Origin of the sequence: Methylobacterium sp. B1 (genome assembly GCF_000333255.1) — a bacterium.
In the GTDB taxonomy this organism is placed as follows: Bacteria; Pseudomonadota; Alphaproteobacteria; order Rhizobiales; family Beijerinckiaceae; genus Methylobacterium; species Methylobacterium fujisawaense.
The window spans coordinates 1-12113 of sequence record NZ_BACT01000084.1 but is presented as its reverse complement, the minus strand read 5'-3'; the positions used below and the strand labels follow the sequence as shown (position 1 = coordinate 12113).

The following is a 12113-nucleotide window of genomic DNA, read 5'->3' as shown; positions in this document are numbered from 1 at the left end:
TCCGCGGCAACGAGCCGGTGCGCGAGGCGATGCACGCGGTGTTCCTGTTCCACTGCATCCAGGCGGGCATGGACATGGGCATCGTCAATGCCGGCCAGCTCGCCGTCTACGACGAGATCCCGGCGGAGCTCCGCGAGCTCTGCGAGGACGTGGTCCTCAACCGGCGCGACGATTCCACCGAGCGCCTGCTGGAGGCCGCCGAGCGGTTCAAGACCGGCGCCTCGGCGCAGGCGAAGACCGCCGACCTGACCTGGCGCGAGGCGCCGGTCGGCAAGCGCATCGAGCACGCCCTGGTCAACGGCATCACCGAGTACATCCTGGCCGACACCGAGGAGGCCCGCCAGGGCGTGGAGCGGCCGCTCCACGTCATCGAGGGCCCGCTGATGGCCGGCATGAACGTGGTCGGCGACCTGTTCGGCGCGGGCAAGATGTTCCTGCCGCAGGTGGTGAAGTCCGCCCGGGTGATGAAGCAGGCGGTGGCCTATCTCGAGCCCTACATGGAGGCCGAGAAGCTCGCCAATGGCGGCGACGGCAAGCGCCAGGCCGCCGGCAAGGTGCTGATGGCCACCGTGAAGGGCGACGTCCACGACATCGGCAAGAACATCGTCGGCGTCGTGCTGGCCTGCAACAACTACGAGATCATCGATCTCGGCGTGATGGTGCCGGCCGCCAAGATCCTGGAGACCGCCAAGCGCGAGCAGGTCGACATCGTCGGCCTGTCCGGCCTGATCACCCCGTCGCTCGACGAGATGGTCCACGTGGCGGGCGAGATGGAGCGCGAGGGCATGGACGTGCCGCTGCTGATCGGCGGCGCCACCACGAGCCGCGTCCACACGGCGGTGAAGATCCACCCGGCCTACGCCAAGGGGCAGGCCGTCTACGTCACCGACGCGAGCCGGGCGGTCGGCGTGGTGTCGAGCCTGATCTCCAAGGAGACCCGTGGGCCCACGATCGAGAAGGTCCGGGCCGAGTACGCCAAGGTCGCCGACGCCCATAAGCGCTCGGAGGTCGACAAGCAGCGGCTGCCGCTGGCCAAGGCGCGGGCCAACGCCTTCAAGGTCGACTGGTCGGGCTACAAGCCGGCCAAGCCGACCTTCACCGGCACCCTGGTCTACGGCTCCTACGAGGTCGCCGACCTCGTGCCCTACATCGACTGGACGCCGTTCCTGCAGACCTACGAGTTCAAGGGCCGCTTTCCGGCGATCCTGGACGATCCCGAGCAGGGACCGGCCGCCCGCGCCCTCTACGAGGACGCGCAGGCGATGCTGAAGCAGATCGTTGAGGAGCGCTGGTTCAACCCGAAGGCGGTGATCGGCTTCTGGCCGGCCAACAGCGTCGGCGACGACATCGCGCTCTACACCGGCGAGAGCCGGTCGGAGCGGCTCGCCACCTTCCACGGCCTGCGCCAGCAGCTCTCGAAGCGCGACGGGCGCGCCAACACCTGCCTGTCGGACTTCGTGGCGCCTTCCGAGACCGGCATCGCCGACTATGTCGGTGGCTTCGTGGTGACGGCCGGCCTGGAGGAAGTGCGGATCGCCGAGCGCTTCGAGCGGGCCAACGACGATTACCGGGCGATCCTGGTCAAGGCGCTCGCCGACCGCATCGCCGAGGCCTTCGCCGAGCGGATGCACGAGCGGGTGCGCAAGGAGTTCTGGGGCTACGCGACGGAGGAGGCCTACGCCCCCGAGGAGCTGGTGCTGGAGAAATACGACGGCATCCGCCCGGCTCCCGGCTACCCGGCCCAGCCCGACCACACCGAGAAGACGACCCTGTTCGACCTGCTGCGGGCCGAGAGCCGGATCGGCGTGAAGCTCACCGAATCCTACGCCATGTGGCCGGGCTCGTCGGTGTCGGGGATCTACATCGCCCACCCGGAGGCGCATTATTTCGGCGTCGCCAAGGTGGAGCGGGATCAGGTCGAGGATTACGCCGTCCGCAAGGGCATGGATGTCCGCGAGGTCGAGCGCTGGCTCGGGCCGATCCTGAACTACGATCCGGCGCGGTACTTGGCGCAGGCGGCGGAGTAGGGGCGGGGGCTCGACGCACCACGAGGCCATACGGTCTTAGGTCGGAGCGCGGGTCCCTCTCCCGAACGGGAGAGGGAGTTGATCGCGCTCCCCGATCAGCGGCAATGTCCACCGGAGATGTGTGAACAGCGCATCCTGTCCGGGGAAGCGGCGTTTCGGATGAAACGGAACCCCTGTCCCGGGCGCCTGCGCCGCCAGCCGAATGCGAGCCTGGGATGGAAGAGTCCTCAGGCCGCCTTCCCGATCGTGAAGTCGACGTGCACGGCGTCGTAGGGAAAGACGATGCGCTCGTCGTCCGTACGATCCAGGATGCCGGCATTCAGGAGCGCGTGCACGTCGGCGTGGATGTTCTTCACGTCCCGGTCCAGCAACCGCGCCACGGCGCGCAGCGACATGGGCTCCTGGCCCGCGAGCGCTCGGATCAGCGCCCAGCGACGGGGCGTCAGGACGGTCCACAAGCCCTCGACGCTGGGGAAAGAGATGAACGCGCCGCGCTTCTCGCCCCGGAAAGCCTCCAGTACGCGGGCACTAGCCTCCTCGACCGAAGAGACGCCGATGGTCACGGTTCTCATGACTCCCTCCAGGGTTCGACATCGGCCCAGAAATCGGCCAGCAGGGCCTCGGGGGTGGTAAAGCGATAGGCGATCTCCGCCTCGCCGACGTGCCTGTGGTCGCCCTTGCCGGCTTCGTTGTCATAGCGAAGCACGCATGCACCATCGACGACGAGGGCGAGCCGGTACTTGAAGGCGTGGCTGCTCTCGCGGACAGGCGTCGGCACGCGCCAGACCACCAGCTCTGCGAACGACCGCCCAGGGATGATTGCGATTCGCTCCTTGAGCAGGAGTTCGGCCTTCACGTCAGCGAAAATGCCGGTGGCGACGGCTGTTGGCAAGAGAACCAACACACGTCGGGGAGTCGAGTCGACAGCGTGCCTGCCGCCTCTGGGTCCCGCCTGAGATTCCGCTGGCCCTCACCGGGCCGCGTGCAACGAAAACGGAAATGGAACCCGGGATCCGCCCCGCAAGTCATCGCGGAGCGGTTCGCCGTATGATGCGGCCTCAGCAGGTCCCAGCGCCCCGGGTATTCACGTAGAGCGCGTAGACCGAGTGCGTCGCCGTCATCAGCAGCAGGTTGCGGTTCAGGCCGCCGAAGCACAGGTTGGCGCAGCGTTCGGGCAAGCGAATCCGACCGATCAGCTTACCCTGCGGTGTGAGCACGATGACGCCGTCCTCGGCCTCGCTCATCCCCCAGCCGCACCAGAGATTGCCGTCGACATCGGCGCGGAAGCCGTCCGGCGTGCCGGTGCCGGCGTCGTAGAACACGCGGCCGTTGGCGGTCTTCGTGCCGTTCTCGACCACGTCGTAGACGCGGATCAGGCGGTTGGGCTTGGCCCGGGCCTCGATCAGGTACAGCTTCGTCCCGTCCGGCGCGAAGCACAGGCCGTTCGGCCCGGCCACACCCTCGACCACGACGCTGGCCTGCCCGGTCGCCGGGTCGATCCGGTAGACGTTGCCCGGCAGTTCCGGGGCCGCCATCGCCTCGTGGGGGTTCGGCCCGAAGGCGGGATCGGTGAACCAGACCGCGCCGTCGGCATGGCAGACCACGTCGTTGGGCGAATTCAGCGGCTTGCCGTCGAACCGGTCCATCAGCGTGGTGATGGTCCCGTCATGCTCGGTCCGGGTGACGCTGCGGGTCCTGTGCTGGCAGGTGATCAGCCGCCCCTGCCGGTCGCGGGTGTTGCCGTTGGCATAGTTCGACGGCCTGCGGAATTCCGACAGCGAACCCGACGCCTCCTCCCACTTCATGATCCGATCGTTGACCACGTCGCTGAACAGCAGCGCGCCCCTATCGCCGAACCAGACCGGCCCCTCGGCCCAGCGGAAGCCCGTGGCGACCCGCTCCACCGTCGCCGAGGCGAGGCGGTACTTGGCGAAGGCCGGATCGAGGATCTCGACGGCCGGGTCCGGCACCCGCTGCGACGGCTCCCAGCCGGCCCCGGCCGCCCGCGCGGCGCCGAGCAGGGCCGCTCCGGCGAGCAGGCCCCTGCGTGCGATCATCACCATGTGTCCTCCCTGTGATCGGGCCCGCCGCCTGTTGCCGACGGCTCGGGCCGGTCAGTGAATCTCGGGTTCCGGAATCCCCCCGGCGCCCTCCAGAAAGTCGAAATCGCAGCCCTCGTGGGCCTGCCGCACGTGCTGGGCGAACAGGCGGTTGTAGCCCCGCGGATAGGCCCGGTCGGGCGGCACGAAGGCCTTCACCCGCGCGGCGATCCCGGCATCGTCCAGGTGCAGGTGGATCCGGCGGGCGGCCACGTCCACGCTGATCAGGTCGCCGTCGCGCACGGCGGCGAGCGGGCCGCCCGCGGCCGATTCCGGCGCCACGTGCAGGATGCAGGCGCCGTAGCTCGTCCCGCTCATCCGCGCGTCCGAGATGCGGACCATGTCGCGCACGCCCTGGCGGAGCAGGACCTTGGGGATCGGCAGCATGCCCCATTCCGGCATGCCGGGCCCGCCGATCGGGCCGGCATTGCGCAGGATCATGACGTGGTCGGGGGTGACGTCGAGGTCGAGGTCGTTCACCGCCGCGCTCATCGCGTCGTAGCTGTCGAAGACCAGCGCGGGGCCGGTATGCTGCAGGAGCCGCGGGTCGGCGGCGGGCGGCTTGATCACGCAGCCGTCCGGCGCGAGGTTGCCGTAGAGGATCGCGGTCCCGCCCATCGACACGATGGGCTTGTCGAGGGGGCGGATCACGTCGTCGTTGAAGACCTTCGCGCCGGCGAGCCCGTCGCCGATCGTGCCGCCGGTGACCGAGCGAGCGTCGAGGTGGAGGAGGGGGGAGAGCCGCGCCATCAGCGCCCGGATTCCGCCCGCGATGTGGAAATCCTCCATCAGCCACTGCCCCGAGGGCCGGAGGTTGGCGATCACCGGGACTTTCTGGGCGACCTCGTCGAACGCGGTGAGCTTGACCGGGATGCCGGCCCGGCCCGCCATGGCCACGAGGTGGATCATCGCGTTGGTGGAGCCGGCCAGCGCGTTGTGGACGACGAGCGCGTTGTCGATGGAGCGCCGGTCGAGGATGTCGGAGGGCTTCAGGTCCTCCCAGATCATGTCCACGATGCGCCGGCCGCAGGCGCTCGCCATGCGGGGATGGTCGGCGTCGGCCGCCGGGATCGAGGCCGCGCCCGGCAGGGACAGGCCCAGCGCCTCGGTGATCGCCGTCATGGTCGAGGCCGTGCCCATAGTCATGCAGGTGCCGGCGGAGCGGGCGATGCCCGCCTCCATGTCGTTCCACTCCTGCGTGGTGATGGTGCCGGCCTCCTTCTCGGCCCAGTACTTCCAGACATCCGAGCCGGAGCCGAGGATCTTGCCCCCGAAATGCCCGCGCATCATCGGCCCCGCCGGGAGGAAGATCATCGGCAGGTTCATGGAGATGCCGCCCATCACGGTGCCGGGCGTGGTCTTGTCGCAGCCGCCCATCAGCACCGCCCCGTCCACCGGATGCTGGCGCAGCAGCTCCTCCACCTCCATGGCCAGGAGGTTGCGGTAGAGCATCGTGGTCGGCTTGACGAAATTCTCGGACAGCGACAGCGCCGGCAATTCGATCGGGAAGCCCCCCGCCTGCCAGACGCCGCGCTTCACCTGCTCCACGCGCTCGCGGAAATGCAGGTGGCAGGGATTGATGTCGCTCCAGGTGTTGATGATGCCGACGATGGGCTTGTTGCTGAAATCCGCCCGCTCATAGCCCATCTGCAGCATGCGCGAGCGATGGCCGAAGCTGCGCAGGTCGGTGGCGCCGAACCAGCGCTGGCTGCGCAGGTCGCCCAGGTCCTTCTTGCGCGCGGTCATCGCTCTGTCTCCGGTCTCAGGGGCTCGGGCCGGCGGGGCGGAACGCGCCGCCGGTCCCATCGCGCGGGTCCGCCTCCACCCGGCCTGACCGGACAGAGACGACCGTGATCGCCGCCGAGGCGAGCGCGCAAGCGGCCAGGAAATAAAGTCCCGCCTCGTAGCTGCCGGTGTAATCCTTGAGCCAGCCCAGGACGTAGGGACCGACGAAGCCGCCGAGATTGCCGATCGCGTTGATCAGGGCGATCCCCCCGGCCGCCGCGGGCCCGGACAGGAACTCCCCCGGCATCGCCCAGAAGGCGGGCTTGCTGCCGTAGAGCCCGATCGTCGCCACTGACATCGCCGTCAGCGCCCAGAGGCTGCCGAGCAGGGGGCCGGAGGCGACGAGGCCGAGGGCGGCGACCAGCGCGGCGATCACGAAGTGCCAGCGCCGCTCGTTGCGCCGGTCCGACGACCAGCTCCAGGCGACCATGCCCAGGGTCCCCACGACGTAGGGTACCGCCGTGGCGACGCCCGTCTCCCAGTCGGTGAGATGCAGGCTCTTCAGGATCGGCGGCATGAAGAAGGTGATGCCGTAGGTGGCGGTGCCGATGGTGAAGTAGATCGCCCCGAGGGCGAGCACCCGCCGGTCGGTGAGGGCCTGTTTGAGGGTGAGATGCCCGTGAGCCCTGAGCGTGCCCGCACGCTCCGCCGCGAGTTCGTCCCTCAGCCAGCACCGCTCCTCGGCCGCGAGCCAAGCCGCCTGTTCGGGCCGGTCCGTCATCAGCGCCAGAACCGCGCAGGCCAGCAGGATCGAGGGCGCGGCCTCCAGGAGGAACAGCCACTGCCAGCCGTGCAGGCCCAGCACGCCGTCGAGCTGGAGCAGCGCCCCCGAGATCACCGCCGTGAGGGCATTCGAGCCCGGCACCGCCAGGAACAGGGCGGCGACCACGCGGGCCCGGTACCGCTTCGGGAACCAGAAGGTGAAGTAGAGGATCACGCCGGGGAAGAAGCCGGCCTCGGCCACGCCCAGCAGGAAACGCAGGGCCAGAAAGCTCACCGGGCCGGTGATGAGGACCATGCTGCCCGCCACCAGTCCCCAGGTGACCATGATCCGGGCGATCCAGAGCCGCGCCCCGGCGCGCTCCAGAAGGACGTTGCTCGGAATCTCGAAGAGGACGTAACCGAGGAAGAAGATGCCGGCAGCCCAGCCGTAGAGCGTGGCGGAGAACCCGAAGTCCCGCTTCAGGCCGAACGCGGCGAAGCCCACATTCGTCCGGTCCATGTAGGCGACGAAGTAGATCAGGACGATCAGCGGCAGGAGTCGCCACGACACCTTGGCGACCGTCCGCCGCTCGATCTCCGGCGCCGCAGCGCCCCCGCGCAACCCCGCCGCCATGGCGTCCCCCCGAGTCGAATCCGACGCGTTCCGGCCCGTTGCCGATCGCGGGCCGGGCTGGAGCGGGCCGGTCCGGCACGCTCAGCGGCCGGTCCGCTTCCGCCAGGCGGCGAAATCGGCGAGGCTCTGTTCGTCGGTGGCAGGGTAGAGGCCGAGGATTGTGCGGCCCTTGCGAACCTCCTCGGTGACGAAGTCCTCGTAGGCGGTCATCTCGACGGCCTCGTCGGCGACGGCGTCGGCGAGATGGGCCGGGATCACCGCCACCCCGTCGCCGTCGCCGACGATCACGTCCCCGGGGAAGACGGGCGCGTCGCCGCAGCCGATCGGCACGTTGATGTCGATCGCCTGATGGAGGGTGAGGTTCGTCGGCGCCGACGGGCGCGCGTGATAGCTCGGCATCTCCAGCCGGGCGATCTCGTCGGCATCGCGAAATCCGCCGTCGGTGACGAGCCCGGCGCAGCCGCGCACCATCAGCCGGGTGGCCAGGATCGAGCCGGCGGAGGCCGCCCGGGCGTCCTTGCGGCTGTCGATCACCATCACGGCGCCGGGCGGGCACTCCTCCACGGCCTTGCGCTGCGGATGCGCGCGATCCCGGAACACCGTGATGGGGTTCAGGTCCTCCCGGGCCGGGATGTAGCGCAGGGTGTAGGCCTCGCCGACCATCGTCGGGCCGCCGGCCTTCAGGGGCCGCACGCCCTGGATCATCTGGTTGCGGAAGCCGCGCTTGTAGAGGGCGGTCATCAGCGTCGCCGTGCTGACGGTCTTCAGCTTGGCGCGCGTCTCAGGGGACATCCCGGACATCCGCTCCTCCTCCCTGGGCCTCGGTCTCGGCACCCGCGAACGGTGACAATCACATGTCGCTTGCGCCGGCCTTGGCTCCCGCCCGCGCTGAACGCGGACTGATATCCCAGATCTTGAGTAGCACGGTGCGCGGCGCCATTGTCAACCGGCACGGGTTGCGACAGACAGGATCCGACATCGACGGGGAAGCCCTTGGCCGGATTGGGATTTGCGGGCGGCGGACAGGTGCCGCCGGAGGATGGGCGCAGGCCGCGCTCCCTCGCCGAGACCGCCTATGACGCCATCGAGCAGATGATCATCAGCCGCCGTCTCGCCCCGGGCGCCATGGTCTCGGAGGGCGAACTCGGCGCGGAGCTGGGCCTCGGCCGGACGCCGGTCCGCGAGGCTCTGGCACGGCTCAAGACGATCGGGTTCGTGGAGGTCCATCCGCGGCGTGGCGTTCTCGTCACCCAGGTGGACGTCATCAAGCATCTCGAATTGCTGGAGGTGCGGCGGCCCCTCGACGAGACCGTGGCCCGCTGCGTCATCGCGCGCGGCACGGCGGAGGACATGGCACACTTGCTGGACCGGGCAGCCGGATTGCGCAGCGCCGCCGAGGCCCGCGATCGGGAGGCCTATTTCCGGACCAAGCGCGGCCTGCACGAGGCCCTCGTCGGCGCGGCCTACAACGCGACGCTCACCGGCACCATGGCGGCGCTCCACGCCCAGTCCCGTCGGTTCTGGTACACCTACGAGCCCACCGCCAGCTTCCTGGATTGCGCCGGGATCCACGGGGCGATCCTGTCCGGCATCGCGGCGCGGGACGAAGCGGCGGCCCTGGCCGGGATCGGAACGCTGTTCGACTTTCTCGACCGGATGACCCGCCGGGCCCTCGACCGGCGGCCCCTGGTCTGACAGGTTGACCGCCCCGAACCCGCCCCTATCCTGAAACTGGGATATCAGCGGCATCCCAGCGGCGGGCGGAACGATGGCCGATCCCGGCGGAACGCCCCGGATGCGGCCCGAGGGCCAGGGAGGAACGGCTTGAGCGGATTGCCCCCACGCACCGGCGCGCAGGTGCTCGTCGACCAGCTCCGCGCCCAGAGCGTCGAGCGCGTGACCTGCGTCCCCGGGGAGAGCTACCTCGCGGTGCTCGACGCCCTGCGCGACAGCGGCATCGACGTGCTGGTCTGCCGGCAGGAGGGCGGCGCGGCGATCATGGCCGAGGCCGCGGGCAAGCTCACCGGCCGCCCCGGCATCTGCTTCGTCACCCGGGGGCCGGGCGCCACCAACGCCTCCGCTGGCGTGCACATCGCCCGCCAGGATTCGACGCCGATGATCCTGTTCGTCGGCCAGATCGCCCGGCGGATGCGGGACCGCGAGGCCTTCCAGGAGGTCGATTACCGGCAGATGTTCGGCGGGCTCGCCAAATGGACGGTGGAGATCGACGACGCGGCGCGCATTCCGGAGATCCTCGCCCGGGCGTTCCGGGTGGCGATGCAGGGCCGTCCCGGTCCCGTCGTGGTGGCCCTGCCGGAAGACATGCTCGACGACGTCGTGGCGGTGTCCGACGCGCCGCGCGTCGTCCCGGCCGCCCCGGCCCCGTCCGGGGACGATGTGGAGCGTCTGCGGGCGATGCTGGCGGAGGCGCAGCGGCCGATGGTGCTGCTCGGCGGCTCCCGCTGGACGCAGGGCGCCGTCGCCACCCTGGCCGCCTGGGCCGCGCGCCACGACCTGCCGGTGGCGGTCTCGTTCCGGCGGGCGCAGCTCTTTCCCGCCGACCATCCGAACTTCGCGGGCGAGCTCGGGATCGGGCCGAACCCGGCGCTGCTGGCCCGGATCCGGGAGGCCGACCTGCTGCTGATGGTGGGCGGACGCCTGTCCGAGATGCCGGCGCAATCCTACGGCCTCCTCGGCATCCCCAATCCCGGGTTGCCCCTGGTCCACGTCCATGCCGACGCGGCGGAGCTCGGGCGGGTCTATCAGCCGGTGCTGGCGATCGAGGCGGCGCCCGAGACCTTCTGCGCCGCCCTGCCGGATTTCACGCCGACCGGGAGCGGTCGCGCCGCCGAGGCCCATGCCGCCTACCGCGCGTGGTCCGAGACGCCGGAGCCGAAGCCCGGCGCGTTCCAGTACGGGGAAGCGATCACGTGGCTGCGGGAGCGGCTGCCGCGGGACGCGGTGATCTGCAACGGCGCCGGCAATTTCGCCACCTGGGTCCACCGCTACTACCGGTTCCGCGCCTTCGGCACGCAGCTCGCGCCGACCTCGGGCTCCATGGGCTACGGCCTGCCCGCCGCCGTGATGGCGAAGCGCAGCCGCCCGGAGCGGATCGTCGTGGCGCTCGCGGGCGACGGCGACGTGATGATGACCGTTCAGGAATTCGCCACCGCCGTGCAGTACGGGATCGCCGTCGTGGTGGTCGTGCTCGACAACGGCATGTACGGCACGATCCGGATGCACCAGGAACGCGAATATCCCGGCCGCGTCTCGGCGACCGAGCTGCGCAACCCCGACTTCGCGGCGCTCGCCCGCGCCTGCGGCGGCCATGGCGAGCGCGTGGAATGCACCGCGGACTTCGCGCCCGCCTTCGAGCGCAGCCTCGCCTCCGGCCTGCCGGCGATGATCCATTGCCGCGTCGATCCCGAGGCGCTCACCCCGACCATGACCCTCGCGGCCATCCGCGAGAAGGCCCTGGCGGCGCAGCGGGGCTGACCGCCCGTCACGCGTCCGTCCCGGTGCGGCCCGCCCGCACCCCTACGAAGAGGAGCAGCTCATGACCCTGCGCGGCGAGAACCTGATCGGCGCCGAGGCACGGCGCGGCACCGAGGCGGCCGTCCGGGCCGTCGCGGCGGCCACCGGCGAATCCCTGGAGCCGGATTTCCCCGGCGCGAGCCTCGGCGATCTCGACCGGGCCTGCGCCCTGGCGGAGGCCGCCTTCGACACCTACCGGGAGACCGATCCGGAGACGCGGGCCGGCTTCCTGGAGGCGATCGCCGCCAACATCCTGGAGACCGGCGACGCCCTCGTCACCCGCTGCATGGAAGAGACGGGGTTGCCCCGGCCGCGGATCGAGGGCGAGCGCGCCCGGACGGTGGGCCAGCTGCGCCTGTTCGCCGACGTGGTCCGCGAGGGCAGTTCCGTCGCAGTGCGGATCGATCCGGCCCTGCCGGACCGCAAGCCGCTGCCCCGGCCGGACCTGCGCCTGCGCCGGATCGCCGTCGGCCCGGTGGCGGTGTTCGGCGCCTCGAACTTCCCGCTCGCCTTCTCGGTGGCGGGCGGCGACACCGCCTCGGCCCTGGCGGCGGGCTGCCCGGTGGTGGTCAAGGCGCACCCGGCCCATCCCGGCACCTCGGAACTGGTCGGCCGCGCCATCCAGAAGGCGGTGGCGTCCTGCGGCCTGCCCGAGGGGACCTTCTCACTGCTGTTCGATGCCGGCCAGTCGATCGGGCAGGGGCTGGTGGCCGATCCCCGGATCGCCGCCGTGGGCTTCACGGGCTCCCGTCGGGGCGGCACGGCCCTGATGGCGATCGCGGCCGCACGCCCGGTGCCGATCCCAGTCTATGCCGAGATGAGCAGCATCAATCCGGTGTTGCTGTTCCCGGGCGCGCTGGCCGCGCGGGGCGCCGAGATCGGCCAAGCCTTCGCGGCGTCGCTGACGCTGGGTGCCGGACAGTTCTGCACCAATCCGGGCCTGATCCTGGCGCTGCCCGGCCCGGGCCTCGACGCCTTCCTGGAAGCGGCCGGCGCGGCCCTGCGCGACAGCCCCGCCGCGACCATGCTGACGCCCGGCATCCAGCGTGCCTACCGGGAGGCCGTCGCGCGGGTGGCCGGGCACGCCGCCGTCACCCGCATCGCCGAGGGTGCGGAGGGCGGGGTGACCCAGGGCCGGGCCAGCCTGTTCGCCACGGACTCGGACGTGTTCCTGGCGGCCGGGTCGATGCAGCCCATGCAGCTCCATTCGGGATGGAACACCTGGACGGGGTGATGAATGATGTCGCCCGTGAACGCCCCGGCCTCCGGTCCGCAGTGGAGCCAGACCGCCACGTGCCCCGGCGTGTGGCCGGGCGCCGGCGCGAGGTGAGA

9 protein-coding genes and 1 pseudogene are annotated in these 12113 nt (G+C 70.7%); 4 read left to right on the top strand and 6 right to left on the bottom strand.

Annotation, left to right across the window (positions count from 1 at the left end; genetic code table 11):
* Nucleotides 1–2027: vitamin B12 dependent-methionine synthase activation domain-containing protein (locus I53_RS02445; protein WP_043346240.1), on the top strand; the 2027-nt coding region annotated here is incomplete at its 5' end.
* Nucleotides 2028–2254: 227 nt separating this feature from the next.
* Here I53_RS02445 and I53_RS02440 read toward each other — a convergent pair.
* The 6 genes from I53_RS02440 to I53_RS02415 all read right to left on the bottom strand — a co-directional run bounded on the left by I53_RS02440 (nt 2255) and on the right by I53_RS02415 (nt 8048).
* Nucleotides 2255–2599 carry a transcriptional regulator gene (locus I53_RS02440; RefSeq protein ID WP_043346238.1) on the bottom strand — a complete coding sequence of 115 codons (345 nt, stop codon included), beginning with the start codon at nt 2597–2599 and terminating at the stop codon, nt 2255–2257.
* Entirely contained in the window at nt 2596–2883 is a 288-nt protein-coding gene (locus I53_RS02435) for a DUF6516 family protein (RefSeq protein ID WP_043346246.1), read from the bottom strand. The genes I53_RS02440 and I53_RS02435 overlap by 4 nt, the downstream gene beginning before the upstream one ends.
* Nucleotides 2884–3085: 202 nt before the next feature.
* Nucleotides 3086–4090: an SMP-30/gluconolactonase/LRE family protein gene (locus I53_RS02430; RefSeq protein ID WP_244447769.1), complete on the bottom strand. Its 1005-nt coding sequence runs from the start codon at nt 4088–4090 to the stop codon at nt 3086–3088.
* A 51-nt stretch (nt 4091–4141) separates the two neighbouring features.
* A complete protein-coding gene (gene araD, locus I53_RS02425) occupies nt 4142–5872 on the bottom strand; it encodes an L-arabinonate dehydratase (RefSeq protein WP_043346237.1) in 1731 nt (576 codons plus the stop codon).
* Nucleotides 5873–5888: 16 nt separating this feature from the next.
* Nucleotides 5889–7247 (bottom strand): MFS transporter, encoded by a 1359-nt coding sequence (locus I53_RS02420; RefSeq protein ID WP_051044628.1) that lies wholly within the window; start codon nt 7245–7247, stop codon nt 5889–5891.
* Nucleotides 7248–7328: 81 nt separating this feature from the next.
* Entirely contained in the window at nt 7329–8048 is a 720-nt protein-coding gene (locus tag I53_RS02415; protein WP_043346235.1) for a ribonuclease activity regulator RraA, read from the bottom strand.
* Between the two features lie 192 nt (nt 8049–8240).
* Between I53_RS02415 and I53_RS02410 the strand changes: the two genes are divergently transcribed.
* From I53_RS02410 to I53_RS02400, 3 genes and pseudogenes are all read left to right on the top strand, one after another.
* Nucleotides 8241–8942 carry a GntR family transcriptional regulator gene (locus tag I53_RS02410; protein WP_043346233.1) on the top strand — a complete coding sequence of 234 codons (702 nt, stop codon included), beginning with the start codon at nt 8241–8243 and terminating at the stop codon, nt 8940–8942.
* A 129-nt stretch (nt 8943–9071) separates the two neighbouring features.
* The gene (locus I53_RS02405; protein WP_043346231.1) at nt 9072–10742 is read left to right on the top strand and encodes a thiamine pyrophosphate-binding protein; all 1671 of its coding nucleotides are present in this window, start codon (nt 9072–9074) and stop codon (nt 10740–10742) included.
* Between the two features lie 61 nt (nt 10743–10803).
* Nucleotides 10804–11973 (top strand): annotated as a pseudogene (locus I53_RS02400) (aldehyde dehydrogenase (NADP(+))); the annotation flags it as partial.
* Nucleotides 11974–12113 lie beyond the last annotated feature (140 nt).

Coding starts and splice junctions, on each gene's coding strand:
- I53_RS02440 (WP_043346238.1), bottom strand. CDS start 2,599: ATGAGAACCGTGACCATCGGCGTCTCTTCGGTCGAGGAGGCTAGTGCC.
- I53_RS02430 (WP_244447769.1), bottom strand. CDS start 4,090: ATGGTGATGATCGCACGCAGGGGCCTGCTCGCCGGAGCGGCCCTGCTC.
- I53_RS02420 (WP_051044628.1), bottom strand. CDS start 7,247: ATGGCGGCGGGGTTGCGCGGGGGCGCTGCGGCGCCGGAGATCGAGCGG.
- I53_RS02415 (WP_043346235.1), bottom strand. CDS start 8,048: ATGTCCGGGATGTCCCCTGAGACGCGCGCCAAGCTGAAGACCGTCAGC.
- araD (WP_043346237.1), bottom strand. CDS start 5,872: ATGACCGCGCGCAAGAAGGACCTGGGCGACCTGCGCAGCCAGCGCTGG.